Source organism: Sphaerisporangium fuscum (genome assembly GCF_018531465.1).
GTDB classification, from domain to species: domain Bacteria; phylum Actinomycetota; class Actinomycetes; order Streptosporangiales; family Streptosporangiaceae; genus Sphaerisporangium; species Sphaerisporangium fuscum.
The window spans coordinates 1-16,514 of sequence record NZ_JAHDTF010000027.1 but is presented as its reverse complement, the minus strand read 5'-3'; the positions used below and the strand labels follow the sequence as shown (position 1 = coordinate 16,514).

15 protein-coding genes are annotated in these 16,514 nt (G+C 72.6%); 10 read left to right on the top strand and 5 right to left on the bottom strand.

The window, feature by feature from the left end; genetic code table 11:
* Window positions 1–8: 8 nt before the first annotated feature.
* Window positions 9–512, top strand: coding sequence for a hypothetical protein (locus KIK05_RS31535; RefSeq protein WP_214410827.1), 504 nt, complete (start codon window positions 9–11; stop codon window positions 510–512).
* A gap of 206 nt (window positions 513–718) precedes the next feature.
* Here KIK05_RS31535 and KIK05_RS31530 read toward each other — a convergent pair whose 3' ends face one another.
* The 4 genes from KIK05_RS31530 to KIK05_RS31515 all read right to left on the bottom strand — a co-directional run bounded on the left by KIK05_RS31530 (window position 719) and on the right by KIK05_RS31515 (window position 5,183).
* Window positions 719–1,636 carry a hypothetical protein gene (locus tag KIK05_RS31530; RefSeq protein ID WP_214410828.1) on the bottom strand — a complete coding sequence of 306 codons (918 nt, stop codon included), beginning with the start codon at window positions 1,634–1,636 and terminating at the stop codon, window positions 719–721.
* A gap of 59 nt (window positions 1,637–1,695) precedes the next feature.
* Window positions 1,696–2,688, bottom strand: a complete 993-nt coding sequence (locus tag KIK05_RS31525) for a hypothetical protein (RefSeq protein ID WP_214410829.1) — start codon at window positions 2,686–2,688, stop codon at window positions 1,696–1,698.
* 384 nt (window positions 2,689–3,072) lie between these two features.
* Entirely contained in the window at window positions 3,073–4,215 is a 1,143-nt protein-coding gene (locus KIK05_RS31520) for an EAL domain-containing protein (RefSeq protein ID WP_214410830.1), read from the bottom strand.
* Window positions 4,216–4,775: 560 nt separating this feature from the next.
* Window positions 4,776–5,183: a Dabb family protein gene (locus KIK05_RS31515; RefSeq protein ID WP_214410831.1), complete on the bottom strand. Its 408-nt coding sequence runs from the start codon at window positions 5,181–5,183 to the stop codon at window positions 4,776–4,778.
* Window positions 5,184–5,324: 141 nt separating this feature from the next.
* On the opposite strand from KIK05_RS31515, the gene KIK05_RS31510 reads away from it, so the two are divergent.
* Window positions 5,325–5,978, top strand: a complete 654-nt coding sequence (locus KIK05_RS31510) for a TetR/AcrR family transcriptional regulator (protein ID WP_308249882.1) — start codon at window positions 5,325–5,327, stop codon at window positions 5,976–5,978.
* A 7-nt stretch (window positions 5,979–5,985) separates the two neighbouring features.
* Here the strand turns inward: KIK05_RS31510 and KIK05_RS31505 are convergent, their stop codons facing one another.
* Entirely contained in the window at window positions 5,986–6,681 is a 696-nt protein-coding gene (locus KIK05_RS31505; RefSeq protein WP_214410833.1) for an acVLRF1 family peptidyl-tRNA hydrolase, read from the bottom strand.
* 549 nt (window positions 6,682–7,230) lie between these two features.
* Between KIK05_RS31505 and KIK05_RS31500 the strand changes: the two genes are divergently transcribed.
* The 8 genes from KIK05_RS31500 to KIK05_RS31465 all read left to right on the top strand — a co-directional run.
* The gene (locus KIK05_RS31500) at window positions 7,231–8,586 is read left to right on the top strand and encodes an NtaA/DmoA family FMN-dependent monooxygenase (protein ID WP_214410834.1); all 1,356 of its coding nucleotides are present in this window, start codon (window positions 7,231–7,233) and stop codon (window positions 8,584–8,586) included.
* 127 nt (window positions 8,587–8,713) lie between these two features.
* Window positions 8,714–9,970 (top strand): LLM class flavin-dependent oxidoreductase, encoded by a 1,257-nt coding sequence (locus tag KIK05_RS31495; protein WP_214410835.1) that lies wholly within the window; start codon window positions 8,714–8,716, stop codon window positions 9,968–9,970.
* Complete coding sequence (locus KIK05_RS31490; RefSeq protein ID WP_214410836.1) at window positions 9,967–11,001, top strand: LLM class flavin-dependent oxidoreductase; 1,035 nt, start codon at window positions 9,967–9,969, stop codon at window positions 10,999–11,001. The genes KIK05_RS31495 and KIK05_RS31490 overlap by 4 nt, the downstream gene beginning before the upstream one ends.
* Entirely contained in the window at window positions 10,998–12,134 is a 1,137-nt protein-coding gene (locus KIK05_RS31485; RefSeq protein ID WP_214410837.1) for an MsnO8 family LLM class oxidoreductase, read from the top strand. Before KIK05_RS31490 ends, KIK05_RS31485 begins: the two co-directional genes overlap by 4 nt.
* Window positions 12,131–13,771: an ABC transporter substrate-binding protein gene (locus KIK05_RS31480; RefSeq protein ID WP_214410838.1), complete on the top strand. Its 1,641-nt coding sequence runs from the start codon at window positions 12,131–12,133 to the stop codon at window positions 13,769–13,771. The genes KIK05_RS31485 and KIK05_RS31480 overlap by 4 nt, the downstream gene beginning before the upstream one ends.
* Window positions 13,768–14,751, top strand: a complete 984-nt coding sequence (locus KIK05_RS31475) for an ABC transporter permease (protein WP_308249883.1) — start codon at window positions 13,768–13,770, stop codon at window positions 14,749–14,751. The genes KIK05_RS31480 and KIK05_RS31475 overlap by 4 nt, the downstream gene beginning before the upstream one ends.
* On the top strand, window positions 14,751–15,581 hold the full coding sequence (locus KIK05_RS31470; RefSeq protein WP_214410839.1) for an ABC transporter permease: 831 nt from the start codon (window positions 14,751–14,753) through the stop codon (window positions 15,579–15,581). Before KIK05_RS31475 ends, KIK05_RS31470 begins: the two co-directional genes overlap by 1 nt.
* The coding region (locus KIK05_RS31465) for an ABC transporter ATP-binding protein (protein WP_214414530.1) at window positions 15,578–16,514 on the top strand (937 nt) is incomplete at its 3' end. The genes KIK05_RS31470 and KIK05_RS31465, both read left to right, overlap by 4 nt.

Here is a 16,514-nt window from a genome sequence, read left to right as displayed (position 1 = left end):
AGGTCGTCATGATCGTCATATCCGCCGCCCGGCCCGTCCGCGGTCTCGTCGTCGCCGCGCTGGGCGCGAGCGCCCTGGCCCTGCCCGCCGGTGCCCACGCCGCCGCGGGGGTCCCCTGTACGGCCCCGGTGACCACCACCGGTTCCGTGCCGGGCGACACCGGGTCGAAGATCCCGGTCGGCAGCACCGGCCGGCCGGACGCCACCTGCGGCGACGCCGCCCAGAAGACCGTGGACGGCACGCTCGCCTCCGTGCAGGACGACGTGAAGGGGTTCGAGGCCAAGGTCAAGAGCGAGTGGGGACGGCTGTGCGTACTGGCCGGCCTGGGCGCGCAGGAGCTCAAGAACCACCTGGCGGCCATCGGCCTCGGTCCCGACGACAGGGCCCTGGACCAGCAGCCGAAGAGCGAGCAGGACCGGCTCGACCTGGTCATCAGGTACGTGACCACCACCCAGTGCCCCGCCCCGGCCACCCCCGAACGCAACCCCGCCCCCCGCCCCGTCACCGACTGACACGCCCGGCCCCGGCTGAGCGGACCGACCCGGCCCCCTCTGAAGGACCGCCGGTCAGCGGCTGAACGGCCCTGGATACCGGCTGGGCGAGCCCGGCCCCCGCCTGAAGGACGGTCCGGTCAGCCGTTCAAGGGACCCGGTCGGCGGTTCAAGAGACGGCCGCCCGCCATCGCCTGGCGAGCGGCCGGCTTCGGTGTGCGGGAGGTTCAGGGCGAGGGGGTGCCCGCGGGCCGGGGGACGAGAGCGGGCCCGGCGTCCAGCAGGGCGGCCTCCGACAGCCTGGCGTTGGGCACGGTGGAGCCGAGCCTCGGCGTGTCGCACTGGGCCCTCTCGGCGCGGGTCATCGGGCCGGTCCGCTGGTAGACGCGGTCCGGGTTGACCGCCGAAGGGCTGTCGAGCGTGACGTTCCTCGCCTCGTAGTCGTAGTCGCCCCACACCTTCGGCTTGGACTTCAGATCGAACACGATGCGGTGCCTGGCGTACTGGATCTCGATCCAGCTCGCCTCTCCGGGCAGCACCGTGGCCTCCACTTTCTTGACGTAAGGGCCTTCCACCCATTTCCCGTCGATCTGGACCGGCTTGGGGTTCTTCCAGATCCACTGCTCGTCGTATTTGGCCAGCAGGACGCCCTCGATCCATTTGATGGATTCGTTCTTCGGGCCGGTGGTCTTCTCGTCGTAGACGAGCCTGCCCTTGGCGTTGTCGATGCTCGTGGTCTGGAGCGGGATCGCCCGAGGGTCTTTCACGCTTTCTCTGGTGCAGTTTATGTAGACCTCTCCGATGCCCTTCGGCCTGCTCCAGTATTCGGTGTTGCGTACCTCGGTCCAGGTGCATCTGCTCTGGTCGCTGCACCTGTCGATGACGTCCTCGACCGTGGCCGGTTTCGGGTTCTCGCCCTTGTAGGTGTACACGGCCTGGACGTCGGGCAGCGGCGGGATGCCCGGGAATCCGGGGGTGGCCCCGGCGGGGGACATCACCGCCACGGCGAGAGCGACCGGCACGGGGGACGCCAGGAGCGCGAGCCGTCCGCGTCGCGGCAGGTGACGCCTCCGATGCGCGGCCGGGGCGGGGTCGCCTTTCCCCGGAACGGGTTCCGGCGGGTGGAGTCCATGGTCGTTCGGCAAGGGTGCGTCCTTTCTGGCGGTGGAACTCGTGCCGTGCTTCGCCGAGCCGCTGCGGCGGGTCAGCGGGAACGGGGGGTCAGCCGGACGACCTTGCCGGCCTTCCAGTCCGCCCTCGCCGGCCCGATGTCGACGAGGCCGTCCGGCGACGGGGTGCCGGCGGCCGTTCCCGTGGTGCGGAGGCCGGGCGGCCGGGTGATGCGCCCGCACAGACCGGCGGGGACGACGGAGGTCATCGCGAAGATGAAACTCCGGTTCACCGTCGAGGGGCCCTGGGCGGCGACGTTCTCGACGTGCTTGGAGGTGTCGCCGACCCTCAGCGCCCCCACGACCCGGGTGACGGCGTTCTTCCCGACGAACCACAGCATGTCGTTGGGCGCGATCCTCGTCTTGTACGAGGTGGCCTCGGTGTTCTTGTCGGACCATTCGCGGCTGTAGGCCATCTTGAACGCCGCCATGAAGCTGATCTTCGTGCCGACGGTGTTGCTGCCCCTGGCGGTGCCCTTGGTCGCGTCCTGGCTGGTGTTCTTCTTGGTGATCTCGTCGTTCGGGCCCTTGTCCTTCGGCGCGGTGTGGTGCGTCGAGGAGTCCTCCTTGCCGTCCTGGTGGGAGGCCTCCGCGGTCCCCTCGGCCGTGGTGTCGGTGGTGCCGTCCGTGCTCACCTGCCCGCTGATCTCTCCGCTGATGTTGTCGGTGCTGCTCTGTTCGAGCGTGACCGTCCGGTCGACGTCGATGTCCTTCATCGAGCAGTTGATGATCGCGTTGCCCAGCGCCACGACGCCGTCGTAGTACTCACTGGAGGCCGACTTGTCGATGGTGAACGTGCAGCGGGAGGCGTTGGTGCACAATTTCGTCACCTCGCGGACGGACGGCAGCGGGGTGCTCCCGTCGTACGCCTTCGCGGCCGGCATCTCCGGAACCGGCGCTTCCCCGGAATCGGCCGCCGCGGCCGGCGTCACGGTGGACACGAGCACCACCAGGGAGGCGGCGGCGGCCGAAAGCGGCGATCGCCCCCGAGCGGGCCGGTGCGGCGTCGAATGGACATTCTGTTTCATCAGCAAGATATCGTCCTTTCCGGCGGCAGGACCCGGAGGAATCCTTTTCCTGCCGGTGCGAACGATTATCCAGACGCCGGAGCCCCGGTCCCGGCTGCGGCGACCGTCGTGAGGGCGAGAATTGGCGGGGGACGGTGAAATTCCTCGCCAGGCGCCATCGGCCGTATTTCCGGAAAGGCCGGTCCTCGGTCAAAGCCCGCATGTGTCCGAGGTAATGAAGTTAGAGGCGCGCGGCCACTCCGACGATAGAAATCTACAATGTAAAGGCGCGCGACCGTAGCCCGGCGGAAGGCGCACGGGATCGGCCGGCTCGGTGAGGTGCCTGTGTGAGACCGGCTCAGCGCGGCGACGCGTCAGTGCGGGATCGGCCGGTGCGGCGAGATGTCAGTGCGGGATCGGCTGGAGTTCGGCGACGTGGCGGATCAGGTCGCTGACGTGGACCACCCCCATGCAGCGTCCAACCTCGTCGACCACGACCAGGTCGTCGTACACGCGAGCCGCGTCCTTGCCCGCCACCTGCGTCGCGGCGATCGCGGGCGTGGTCTTGGGCACCACCCGTGGTGGGTCGGCCAGGCGGTGCGCCGGCTTCTTGGCGTGCAGGGCGTGCCCGTACGGCCCGGCGATGGACAACAGGAACCGGCTGCGCTCCAGGCTGGCTCTCGGGCGCTGGTATTCGTCCACCAGGACGACGCTGGTGATCGACGGCTCGGTGCCGAAGGCCTCCACCACGTCCTCGGCGGTCGCCAGCATGTCGAGGGTCACCGCCGGCAGGAGGAACTCCTGGACGCGCGGGCCCAGGTCGATCACCCACGGCTCGGGTTCGGCCGCCGGCACCGGCAGGGGGACGTGGACGCGTCCGTGCGAAGGCCGCCAGTCGAGCGGGGCGAGCAGTGGTCCCTGGGCGAGCCTTATGCCCCAGCCCCGCACCGCCGCGAGCTGCCCCTCGTCGGTGACCTGCGGGGCGAGCACGTGGACGCCCATGCCCTTGGCCATCCGCGACACCGCTTCGCCGACGGCGTTGCGCCGAGCGTCCCGGGGAACCCGTTCGATCAGCTCGGGGGAGATCACCACCGCGTACGGCGAGGCGTCGGCGAGCAGGTCCAGCGGCACGTGGGAGGCGCCGACGCCGCCGACCGCGACGAGGTAGCCGATGGCCCGCAGGCCGTCCATCCCCGTCAGCAGGGCGGAACGGTCCTCCGTGGCGAAGTCGCCGGCGATGACGAGGATCACCTCACGCGGGCGGCGGCTGGTCGCCCGCAGGGACTCGTGCAGGGGGGCGAGGGCGGCCGATCCCTGGATCACGGCCGCGGAGGGGACCGTCAGGACGAGGGGGAGCAGGGCCTCCTCGCGGGCGGCCGCGTACACGGCGGCCACCGTGGGGGAGACGTCACCGGACGGCCCGAACGGGGCGAACTCGGCGGCCGCCTCGACGGCGATCACCCCTCCGGAGTCGAGGTCGACGATCGGGAAGAAGGTCGCGGCGGAGTGGGAGGCTCCGTGGAGTCCGGACGAGTGCGAAGGGGCCATCGAGGCTCCCAGGGATGCGGGGGCGGGTCACCGGGGGACGTGCGCGGTGCGGAACTCTAGTGCCGTACGCGCACGCGTCGATTCTCCTGCCACGGGCAGGGGAAGAGCGGCGCAGCGCAGGGAAATTCACCGATATTTCCCCCGATGTTGGAAGGGAAGAATTCTTTACGCAGAGTCGAGAAATCAGTCATTTACGTATCCGGGTTTCGGGCCATCCCTTCCGTGTCGGCAGTCCCCCGCCTCATGCGCATCCGGGTGTATCCACCATGCATCATCCACATACCACCCAAATCACGCGATACCGTGCCCGCCTGGAAGCGGATGGCCCGTGTGCGCCCGATGCCGTGCGATGTTCTGCCGCGCCTCGGTGGGAGCGCGTAGCCGGTTTGCGCGGTCCCGCGCGATATATCGCCATGCTGCCGTGAAAGTCCCTGATGTGCCGCCGCACCTCCGCCGGATACAACGACCTGCCATCGCGGTCGGCGCCGATATGAGGCTCCGCTGTGGCCGGCGCCGGTCGTGAGGCGCGGCGGCACGGTTCCTGCCGGGTCCGTTCCGGCTCAGGCGCGGGCGGGGATCTGGCCGCCGGAGACCGCCTCCACGAGCCGGCCCCAGTCGGGATAGGTCGCGACCTTCTTCAGGTGCATCGCCGTGACCTTGTCGTTCAGCTCGGGATCCATGTCGTCCGAAAGGCGGACCGCCGAGAGGCCGGCGAGGTGGGGAAGGATCACGTGGTCCCCCGCGAGGTGGACCGGGTCGTGCATGTACCTCTCCAGTGCGGCCAGGTCCGCCACCCCCACGCAGTACGCGTGGGTGTAGCCCTCGGCGGGATCGCCGAGGTCCTGGCCGACGGTCGAGAACGACACCGACTCGACGCTCGCGGTGCGCCGCATCGCGGTCAGCACCTCGGCCTTCTCCTCCTCGGTCGTCTCCTCTTTGAAGCTGAACCGCAGGATGTTGACGATCATATTCGTCCCTTCGTCGCAGGTGACCGGACCAGAAATGAACTCATTGGTTCACTTTAATGATCTGATTACGTTCTGTACAGGCCGGTTCATCAGGATGCCCTGACCAGTGCAGGGCGCATGCGCCGGCGGTACAGTGCGAGCGTGACGGGAGGAACGGCCCAGACCGGGCGGGCGGCTTCACGTGGGCGCATCGACAAGCGGCGGGCGATCCTGGACGCCGCCTTCACCGTGTTCGCCCGCCGGGGCTACTCCGAGGCGTGCGTGCAGGAGATCGCCGAGGAGGCGGGCGTCGCCAAGCTGACGGTCTACAACCACCTTCACGACAAGGAGAACCTGTTCCGGCACGCCCTGGAGGCGGCGGCCGAGGTCGTGGCCGCCGAGAACCTCGCCGTCGTCGAACGGCTGCGCGAGCCGGGCGACGACCTGCGCGCCGCCTTGGAGGACGTCGCCTACCGGATGCTCCGGGTCTGCTCCAGTGAGCGCTCGCGATCACTGCGCTGGCTGACCTACGCCCAGGTGGCCCGTTTCCCCGACATCATCGAGATCGTCCAGGGTCGTACCTCGCGAGGGCTGGCCGAGGCGCTGGCCGACAGGCTGGCCCGGCTCTCCCTCTCCGGACGCCTACGGCACTGCGACCCCGCCCAGGCCGCGGAGCACTTCCTGGCCCTGCTCACCGCCCCCATGGAGACACGCTCCCGCCTCGGCACCCGCAAGGTCCCGTCCACGGAGACCCGCCAGGTGGCCACGGCCGCGGTCGACACGTTCCTGAGAGCCTACGGCCCACCGACGACCTGACCGCCGCCTACGGAGCGGGGTCGAGGAGGCGGATACGGACGGCGCGGAAGGTCTTGGGGGTCTCCTGGAGGACGGCCAGCCGGGGGTCGGGCACGTCCAGGAACGGCGGCGTCTCAAGCGCGAAGACGGCTTCCAGTCGCCGGTCTGCGCGCAGGGCGTCGACCGCGCGGCGATCTCCTCCGAGGACGACCGCGTCCAGCGCGTCCACCTGGGGCACCAGCACGCGTACGGCCACCTCGGCCGCCGCCCGTGACGCCTCGCCCGCCTGCTTCTCCCTCCGCCGGGCGAAGCGCTGCTGCGACCAGCCGCCCGCCGCGCTGCGGCCGTGGACGAGCCGCGAACCGACCTTGGACGTGATCAGCCGTTCCCCTTCGAACACACCTGCCGCGTAGCCGCCGAGCCGGACGAGAAGAACACCTATCCGGCGCTCGGTGTCGGCGTGTGCCACCAGGGCGCGCAGCACGACGGCCCCGGCCGCGGGCTCGCCGGTCTCCGGGGGTGGCGAAGGGACTTCGGGTAGCGGAGGAAAGGGCACATGCAGTTCCGCGACCGCGCCGTCGGTGGCCCGCACCCGTACGACGTCACCTGAGGTGTCGATCTTCGCGGCTCCATGCCGCTCGACGAACCTGCCGAGCCAGCCCTCGAGCCGCTCCGGGCCGACCGCGACCCATCGCCCCCCACCTGCCGCCGGTCGTCCTGCCATGACCCGCGACAGTACAGCAACCAGGGAGGAACCGGTCGGCCGCCGTAGTGGGGCGCCGGATTCGCCGTACTGCTTCTCGCCGTCGCGGCGCCGTTCCGTGGGTGTCGGACGGGGGCGGAGATCGCGGACGCCGCGGGGCGGGGGGTTGAGGGGCGGCCGGATGGAGGTGCGGGCGCTGGGGAGGTCGGACGGGGGGAGTGCTCGGTGGAGGAGGGTGAAGCGCTAAGAGGGACGCCGCGGGGCGGGGGCGTTGACGGGGAGGTCGGACGGGGGGAGTTCCCGGAGGTTGGACGGGGTGGGGGTGTTGGGGGAGGGGCGGGGTGGGTGGGGTTGTTGACAGGGAAACATAGTTTTCCTACTGTTTATATAGGTAATACCCCGTGTGGAACGAGGTGCCCTGATGACCGTTCCCTCTGTTGTGCCTGATCGCGTGAGTCGCGGTGCTCTCGAAAGGGTCCGCCGCCGTGGTCTCGCCCGTCTGCTCCCACCCCGCCGGCACGGCCCCGGCCGGTGCCGTCCGCGGGGGCGCGGACGGGGCGGGTGGGGCGTATGACGGCGCCGCCCAAGAAGCAGGTCCATCTGGCCGCGCACTTCCCCGGGGTGAACAACACCACCGTGTGGGCGGACCCGCGATCGCGCAGTCAGATCGACTTCTCCTCCTTCGAGCACCTGGCCCGGACCGCCGAGCGCGGCAGGTTCGACTTCTTCTTCCTCGCCGAAGGCCTGCGGCTGCGCGAGCTGAAGGGGCGGATCCACGACCTCGACGTGGTCGGGCGTCCGGAGTCGCTCACCGTCCTGGCCGCCCTCACGGCGGTCACCGAGCGGCTCGGCCTGGCGGCGACGGTCAACGCGACCTTCAACGAGCCCTACGAGCTGGCCAGGCGCCTCGCCACCCTCGACCACCTCAGCGGTGGGCGGGCGGCCTGGAACGTGGTGACCACCTCCGACGCCTTCACCGGCGAGAACTTCCGCCGCGGCGGCTACCTCGACCGCGCCGACCGCTACACCCGGGCCGAGGAGTTCGTACGGCTGTCGCGCCGGCTGTGGGACTCCTGGCGGCCCGGGGCGATCCTCGCGGACCGGGAGGCGGGAACGTTCCTGAGGCCGGGCTCGGTCGCGACGGTCCGGCACCGGGGCGAGCAGTTCGACGTCGAGGCGCTGTTCAACGTGCCGCGCAGCCCGCAGGGGCACCCGGTGGTCATCCAGGCCGGCGACTCCGACGAGGGCAGGGAGTTCGCCGCCGCGAACGCCGACATCATCTTCAGCCGCCACGGCACCCTGGAGGACGGCCGGGCGTTCTACGCCGACGTCAAGCGCCGCCTGGCGAAGTACGGCCGCGCGAGGCACGAGCTGAAGATCATGCCCGCCGCCACCTACGCCCTGGGGGACACCGACGCCGAGGCGGCGGAGAACGCGGCCGAGATCCGCCGCCTGCAGGTCGGCCCGCAGACCGCGATCGCCTTCCTGGAGCAGGTGTGGGGCCGGGACATGTCCGCCTACGACCCCGAGGGCCCGCTCCCCGACGTCGAGCCCGCGCTGGAGCAGGACCTCTCGCAGGGCCGGGTCCGGCTCGCCGACCGGGGCGCGGTCGCGGCCAAGTGGCGCGCGGTGGCCGAGGAGAAGGGCCTGAGCATCCGCGATCTGGTCATCGAGATGACCGGCCGCCAGTCGTTCGTCGGGTCGCCGGAGACGGTGGCCCGGCGGATCGAGGAGTTCGTCCGCGCCGACGCCGCCGACGGCTTCATCCTCGTCCCGCACCTCACCCCCGGAGGGCTGGACGACTTCGTCGACCGGGTCGTCCCGCTCCTGCAGGAGCGCGGCGTGTTCCGCGCCGAGTACGAGGGGAGCACGCTCCGCGACCACCTCGGCCTGGCGGTGCCCGCCTGGCCCGGAGTGGCGCCGTGACGGCCCTGTCCCCGCGCCCGCCACTGCCGGCGGGCGCGAAGCCGTCAGGAGGCCGCGGCGGTGCCCTGTCCCCGCAGGAATCCGTCGCCGTCCCGCAGGAATCCGCCCCCGTCCCGGAAGGAACGTTGTGACGACCGCCCCCTTGCACCTGGCCGTCGCCCTCGACGGCGCCGGATGGCACCCGGCGGCCTGGCGCGACCCGGCCGCCGCCCCCAGGGCGCTGCTCACCGCGCGGTACTGGGCCGGGCTCGCCGCCGAGGCCGAGCGCGGCCTGCTCGACTTCGTCACGATCGAGGACTCCCTCGGGCTGCAGTCCACGCTCCTCGACGGTCCCGACGGACGGGCCGACCAGGTCCGCGGACGCCTGGACGCGGTGCTGATCGCGGCCGCGATCGCGCCCCTGACCAGCCGCGTCGGCCTGGTGCCGACCGCCACCACCACCCACACCGAGCCGTTCCACGTGGCGATCGGCATCGCCACTCTCGACCACGTCAGTCTCGGACGGGCGGGCTGGCGGGTGCAGGTCTCGCCCCGCAGGTCCGAGGCCGCGAACTTCGGGCGCAGGGACGTGCCCCTCCTCGACCCGGACGACCTGTCGCCCGACCGGGTCGCCGGCCTGTTCGAGGAGGCCGCGGACGCCGTGGAGGTGGCCCGCCGCCTGTGGGACAGCTGGGAGGACGACGCCGAGATCCGCGACGTGGCGACCGGCAGGTTCGTCGACCGGGACAAGCTCCACTACATCGACTTCGCCGGGCCGGCCTTCTCGGTGAAGGGCCCCTCGATCACCCCGCGCCCGCCCCAGGGCCAGCCGCTCGTCACGGTGCTCGACCACGGCCGCTCCCGGGTGCCGTACGAGCTGCCCGCCCGCTCGGCCGACGTGGTGTTCGTCACCCCGCACAGCCGCGAGGAGGCCGAGGCGATCGTCCGGCAGGTCCGGAGCGTCCCGAGGGAGGGGGAGCCGCTGAAGATCTTCGCCGACCTGCTGGTCTTCCTCGGCGAGGACGCCGTGGAGCGCAGGGCCCGGCTGGACGAGCTGGCCGGGGCGGAGCCGGTCTCCGACGCCGCCGTGTTCGCCGGGAGCGCGGGGGAGCTGGCCGACCTGCTGCTCGACTGGCGGCGCGCCGGGATCCAGGGCTTCCGGCTGCGCCCGGGCGTGCTGCCGCTGGACCTGGAGGCGATCAGCCGACGGCTGGTCCCCGAACTGCGCGCCCGCGGCGCCTTCCGGGACCGGTACGAGGCGGCGACCCTGCGCGGGCTGCTCGGCCTTCCCCGTCCCGCCGGCCGCTACCGGACGCCGGAGGGCCGGGACCGGCTCGTCGACCCGCGCAAGGTCCTCGACCCCCACCACCCCGCCGACCTGCACGAGAAGGCGACCACAGCGTGAAGTTCCTCGCGATCACCCTCATCGCGCACGACGGCAGGGTCTCCACCACCGAACGGTTCCGCGAGGTCGTCGCCGGCGCGGTGCTGGCCGAGGAGCTCGGCTTCGACGGGTTCGGGGTGGGGGAGCGGCACGAGCGGCCGTTCATCTCCTCCTCGCCGCCCGTGGTGCTCAGCCACATCGCCGCCAGGACCTCTCGCATCCGGCTGTTCACCGCCGTCACCACCCTCAGCCTCCTCGACCCCGTGCGGGCCTACGAGGACTACGCCACCCTCGACCACCTGTCCGGCGGCCGCCTCGAACTGATCATCGGCAAGGGCAACGGATCCGCGCAGGCCGAGCTGTTCCACGTCACCACCGAGGACCAGTGGGACCGCAACGCCGAGGGGTACGACCTGTTCCGCCGGCTGTGGCGGGAGGACAAGGTCACCTGGGAGGGCCGCTTCCGGCCCTCGCTCACCGACGCCGAGGCCCTGCCGCGGCCGTTGCAGCGGCCGATCCGCGTCTGGCACGGCAGCGCCACCAGCAAGGACTCGGTGGACCTGGCCGCCCGCTACGGCGACCCGCTGTTCTCCGCCAACGTCACCAACCCCATCGAGCCGTACGCCGAGCTGATCGACCACTACCGCGAGCGGTGGGCGTACTACGGGCACGACCCGGCCGGCGCCCTGGTGGGGGCCGGGACCGCGGCGTTCTACACCGCCCCCACCTCGCAGGAGGCGATCGAGACCTACCGGCCGATCTTCGAGGCGCGGCAGGAGACGTTCAGGAGGTACGGCGCGCCGCGGGTGTTCGACTCGCTGGAGGACGCCGTCGAACGCGGCTCGCACCTCGTGGGCAGTCCCCAGCAGATCATCGACAAGGTCCTCCGCTACCACAAGCGTTTCGGGCACGAGGTGATGCACCTGCACGCCGACGCCGACGGGCTGCCCCCCGCCCGGCACCGCGCCGCGCTCGAACTGTTCCAGGCGGAGATCGCCCCCGTGCTCCGCCGAGAGATCCCCAGCAGGCCGTTCCCGGAAGGGCTGTCATGACCGTTCCCCTGTCCATCCTCGATCTGGCACCCATCCCGTCCGGGAGCACCGCCGGCGACGCGCTGCGTGACACGCTCGACCTCGCCCGGCGGGCCGAGGAGTTCGGCTACCACCGGTACTGGCTGGCCGAGCACCACTTCGCCGCCGGGGTCGCGAGCTCGGCCCCGGCCGTCCTGATCGCCCTGGTCGCCGCCGCCACCAGCCGCATCAGGGTGGGCTCCGGCGCGGTGCAGCTCGGGCACCAGACGCCCCTGGCCGTGGTCGAGCAGTTCGGCCTGATCGACGCCCTGCATCCCGGCCGCGTCGACCTCGGCCTCGGCCGGTCGGGGCAGCGCCGGGCCGAGCTGGCCGGACAGACCGCCAAGCCGCCGGAGCGGCCGGCCGGGCCCGCCGGCTCCCGCGTCGTGGACGGGCTGCTCATCCCGCCGCCGTTCGACTGGTCCGCGCTGGCCCGGTCCCCGCAGCTGGCCTTCCAGGCGTCGCTGCTGCAGCAGCCGGGCGCGCGGACCCCCGACTTCGCCGAGCAGGTCGACGACGTGATCGCCTTCCTGCGCGGCACCTTCACCTCTCCGGACGGGTACGCCGCGCACGCGGTGCCCGGCGAGGGCGCGGACGTCGAGGTGTGGATCCTGGGCAGCAGCGGCGGGCAGAGCGCCCAGGTGGCGGGGGAGCGCGGGCTGCCGTTCGCGGCGAACTACCACGTCAGCCCGTCCTCGGTGCTGGAGGCCGTGGAGGCCTACCGCGAGGCGTTCAAGCCCTCGGCGACGCTGGCCGAGCCGTACGTGGTCGTCTCCGCCGACGCGGTCGTGGCCGAGGACGACGCCACGGCCGCCGAACTCGCCAAGCCGTACCCGCTGTGGGTGCGCAGCATCCGCACCGGCCAGGGCGCCATGCCGTACCCCAGCCCGGAGGAGGCCGGCGCCCACGTCTGGAGCGAGGCGGACCGGGCGCTGGTGGCCGACCGGGTCGACACGCAGTTCGTCGGGTCACCGGAGACGGTGACCGAACGGCTGCGGGTGCTCCAGCGCGCCACGCGGGCCGACGAACTCCTGGTCACCACCGCGACGCACGCGCACGCCGACCGCGTGCGCTCCTACGAACTGCTGGCCGCGGCGTGGCGGGAAGGCCGATGACCGTGGCGGGAGGACCGAAGATCTCCACCCGGCGCGTGCTCCCCGCGCTGGCCGCCGCCCTGCTGGCGGCCGCGTGCGGGACGCAGGCCGGCCCGGCCCCCGAGACCGCCTCCGGCGGGTCGCTGACCTGGGCCGTCGAGACCCAGCCCATCACCTTCAACCCCCAGCAGTGGGCGCAGAACAAGGCCAGACTGCTGGTGTTCGATCAGTTCGACGCGCTCGTGGCGCGCACGAAGGACGGCCGGTTCGTCCCCTGGCTCGCCACGTCCTGGCAGGTCTCCAAGGACGGGCGGACCTACACCTTGCGGTTGCGCGACGACGTCACCTTCCACGACGGGGAGAAGTTCGACGCCGCCGCGGTCAAGGCCAACCTCGACCAGCTGCACGCCCCCGGCTACAACCCGGCGGTCGCCGCGATCCAGCTGCACGCCTACGACCACACCGAGGTCGTCTCGCCCACCACCGTCAAGATCGTCCTGAAGGAGCCGGACGGGCTGTTCCTCGACTTCCTGTCCTCGCCGTACGCCGGGCAGGTCTCACCCAGGTCCCTGAAGAACGCCAAGGACCTCAAGGCGGGCGGCCCGGACGTCGTCGGCACCGGGCCGTTCATCCTCGACCGGTACGTGCGCGGCCAGGAGGCGCACTACCGGCGCAACCCCGCCTACAAGTGGGCGCCCGCCACCGCCGGCCACCAGGGACCGGCCCACCTCGCCGAGATCACCTACCGCTTCCTGCCCGAGGCGTCGGTCCGCGTCGGGGCGCTCACCTCCGGCCAGGTGCAGGTCATCGACGGGGTGCCCGCCACGGAGGTCGCCCTGGTGAAGAACGACCCCGGCCTGACCTACCGGACCGCCCTCAACTCCGGCACCTCGTACTCCTACTACTTCAACACCTCCCACGCCCCCTTCGACGACAAGCGCGTACGGCAGGCGTTCCGCGAGGCCGTCGACCTGGACAAGGTGCTCGCCTCGGTCTACCAGGGCACCGCCACCCGGGCCTGGAGCATCGTGGCGCAGAGCGGCCAGTTCTACGACCCGAGCCTCGAGCACACCTACGGCGGCGACGCGGCCAAGGCCAACGCCCTGCTCGACCAGGCCGGATGGACCGGCAGGGACGCCCAGGGATATCGCACCAAGGACGGCAGGAGGCTCACCGTGCGCGAGGTCGCCTCCGCCCCCTTCGTCCGCGACCGCCGCGAGATCCTGGCCCAGGCCATCCAGGCCCAGGTCAAGCAGACCGCCGGCATCGACTTCCAGGTGAAGGTCGTCGACCAGGGCACGGCGCAGAAGGCGCTGGACGACGACCAGTACGAGCTGTTCGGCAACTCCCGTGGCGACTCCGACGCCGGGACCGCGCTGAACCTGATCCTGCCGGAGAAGGGCGCGATCAACCGCACCCACTTCAAGGACGCCGAGGTCGACAGGTGGCTGGCCGAGGCGTCGGCCGGCTCGCGGATCGGGGAGCGCAAGGCCCTCTACGCGAAGATCCAGCGGAAGGTCGTCGCCGACGAGGCCATCGTCTGGCCGGTGTACGTGCCGAGCGACCAGATCGCCGCCCGCAAGGAGATCCAGGGCCTCGGCTTCGAGCCCGGCTCCGGCACGCCCGCGAGCGCCTACGACGTCCGGATCGGCACGTGAGCGAGCGCGCGCTCAGCCTCGGCCGGCGTCGGGCGGAGAAGGACCGCCGGGGCCGGCGGACGGGGGTGGCCGTCGCCCGGCGGCTCGCCTCGGGGCTGGCCGTGCTGTGGGCGGCGGCGACCGCCGCCTACCTGGCCCTCCTGCTCGCCCCGGGCGACGTCGTGGACGTCCTCATCGGCGACGGGGCCGACACTCCCGAGATCCGGGCGCGGATCGCCGCCGAGTGGGGGCTGGACCGCCCGGCGGCCGTCCGGTACCTGACCTATCTCGGCCGGCTCCTCCACGGCGACCTCGGCCGCTCCTACCAGCTGCAACGGGGCGTGGGGGAGGTCCTCGCCTCGCAGATCGGGCCGACCGCGCAGCTCACCCTGGCCGCCGCGGCGACCGGCGTCGTCCTCGCCGTCGCGGTCGCGCTCGCCACGGCGGGCCGGGGCGCCTGGGCCCGGCGCGTGGCCTCCGGCGCCGAGCTGGTGGCCGTGTCCGTGCCGCCGTTCGTGATCGGGCTCCTGCTGCTGGCCGTGCTCTCCTTCAGGCTCGGCTGGTTCCCCGTGTCGGGCGCCCAGGGCTGGAACGCGCTGGTGCTGCCCGCGCTGACGCTCGGGCTGCCCATCGCCGGGGTGCTCGGCCAGGTGCTCAGGGAAGGGCTGGAGCGGGCCATGGAGCAGCCGTTCGCGGTCACGGCCCGCGCTCGCGGGCTGACCGAGCGGGCCCTGGTGGCCCGGCACGCCCTGCGCCACGCGCTGCTGCCCGCGGTCACGCTCACCGGCTGGTTCACCGGCCTGCTGCTGAGCGGGGCGATCATCGTGGAGGCCGTGTTCGGCCGGCCCGGACTCGGCCAGGTCACGCTGCTCGCGGTGACCGGCAAGGACATGCCGGTCGTGATGGCGCTGGTGATCCTTTCGGCGCTGGTGTACGTGACCGTCAGCACCCTCCTCGACATCGCCTACCGCCTCATCGACCCCCGGCTGAGGACCGGCTGATGGCCGGGATCGCCCTGCCGGCGCGCCGCCGGCCGTACCGTCTGGCGCCCGCGGCCGTCGTCCTCGCCCTGCTGGTCGTGGCGGTGGCCGCACCGGAGGTGCTGACCGGCGCCGACCCCCTCGCGGCCGACCCGCTGCAGGCGCTGCGGCCCCCCGGCGCCGCCCACTGGTTCGGCACCGACCACCTCGGCCGCGACGTCCTCGCCCGGGTCGTGCACGGGGCACGCCACTCCACGGGCATCGGCCTGCTCGCGGTCGGGCTGGCCGCGGGCGCCGGCGTGCTGACCGGCCTGGCGGCGGGGCTGTCGCCCCGCTGGGCCGACGAGGCGCTCGCCCGGTCGCTCGACGTCCTGTCGACCCTCCCCGAACTGCTCCTCGCCCTGTTCGTCATCGCGATCACCGGGCCGGGCACCGGCAGCGTGATCGTCGCGATCGGCGTCGCCCAGATCCCCACCTACGCCCGCGTCGTCCGCGCGCAGACCTTCGTCGTACGGCGGTCGGCGTACGTCGAGCAGGCCGTGACGTTCGGCCTGCCCCGGGCGGTCCTGATCGTGCGGCACGTGCTGCCCAACGTCCTCGGGCCGATCCCGGTGCTGGCCACCGTCGGGCTCGGGCAGGCGATCATCGCCGCCTCCGGGCTCAGCTTCCTCGGGCTGGGCCCGCAGCCGCCCTCCCCGGAGTGGGGCGCGATGCTGTCGGAGGCCCGCGGGTACCTGCGCATCGCCTCGTGGGAGGCGCTGTTCCCGGCGGCCGCGATCATCGCCACGGTCGCCTGCCTGACCGTGACCGGACGGCGCCTGCAACGCCGCTTCGACGGGAGAACCCGATGACCGAGATCGCCGACCGCCGGGCACCGGGGACGTACGGGGGGACGACGGCCGGAGGGGAGGAGCGGGGGATCGACGCCGCCTCGCCCGTGGTGTCGGTGGCCGACCTGCGGGTCGCCTTCCCCGCCGCCGGGGTCGAGGCCGTGCGAGGCGTGTCGTTCACGATCGGCCCGGGCGAGTGCGTCGCCATCGTGGGCGAGTCGGGCTCGGGCAAGAGCGTGACCGCGCGCTCGCTCCTCGGCCTGGCGGGGCCCGGCGCCGTGGTGACCGCCACCCGGCTGGAACTGGGCGGCCGGGACGCCCGGTCGTTCCGCCCGGCGGACTGGCGGCGGCTGCGCGGACGGCACGCCGGCCTGGTCCTTCAGGACGCCCTGGTCTCGCTCGACCCGCTGCGCACCGTCGGCGCCGAGATAAGCGAGGCGCTCGCCGCGCACCCTTCCCTGCCGAGGGGCGGGCGCACGGCGCGGGTGCTGGAGCTGCTGGAGGCGGTGGGCGTCCCCGAGCCCGCGGTGCGGGCCCGGCAGCACCCCCACCAGCTCTCGGGCGGGCTGCGGCAGCGCGCGCTCATCGCCTCGGCGATCGCCGCCGAACCGCCGCTGGTCATCGCCGACGAGCCGACCACCGCGCTCGACGTCACCGTCCAGGCGCAGATCCTCCGGCTGCTCGCCGAGCGCCGGGCCGGCGGCACGTCGCTGCTGCTGATCAGCCATGACCTGGCCGTCGTCTCCTCCATCGCCGACCGGGTCCTGGTGATGAAGGACGGGACCGTCGTCGAGGAGGGGACGGCCGGGGAGGTCCTGACCGCCCCGGCCCACCCGTACACGCGGACGCTGCTCGCCGCCGTCCCCTCCGCCGCCTCGCGCGGCACCCGCCTGTCACGGCCCGCGGTCCCGGCGGCGAACGCGGCGCCACCGGCTGCCGGCCTGGCACGGCCCG

What these genes read in the sequence shown, in the direction of transcription:
- KIK05_RS31535 (WP_214410827.1), top strand. Translation starts at nt 9, where the DNA reads ATGATCGTCATATCCGCCGCCCGGCCCGTCCGCGGTCTCGTCGTCGCC.
- KIK05_RS31525 (WP_214410829.1), bottom strand. Translation starts at nt 2,688, where the DNA reads ATGAAACAGAATGTCCATTCGACGCCGCACCGGCCCGCTCGGGGGCGA.
- KIK05_RS31520 (WP_214410830.1), bottom strand. Translation starts at nt 4,215, where the DNA reads ATGGCCCCTTCGCACTCGTCCGGACTCCACGGAGCCTCCCACTCCGCC.
- KIK05_RS31515 (WP_214410831.1), bottom strand. Translation starts at nt 5,183, where the DNA reads ATGATCGTCAACATCCTGCGGTTCAGCTTCAAAGAGGAGACGACCGAG.
- KIK05_RS31505 (WP_214410833.1), bottom strand. Translation starts at nt 6,681, where the DNA reads ATGGCAGGACGACCGGCGGCAGGTGGGGGGCGATGGGTCGCGGTCGGC.
- KIK05_RS31500 (WP_214410834.1), top strand. Translation starts at nt 7,231, where the DNA reads ATGACGGCGCCGCCCAAGAAGCAGGTCCATCTGGCCGCGCACTTCCCC.
- KIK05_RS31485 (WP_214410837.1), top strand. Translation starts at nt 10,998, where the DNA reads ATGACCGTTCCCCTGTCCATCCTCGATCTGGCACCCATCCCGTCCGGG.
- KIK05_RS31480 (WP_214410838.1), top strand. Translation starts at nt 12,131, where the DNA reads ATGACCGTGGCGGGAGGACCGAAGATCTCCACCCGGCGCGTGCTCCCC.
- KIK05_RS31470 (WP_214410839.1), top strand. Translation starts at nt 14,751, where the DNA reads ATGGCCGGGATCGCCCTGCCGGCGCGCCGCCGGCCGTACCGTCTGGCG.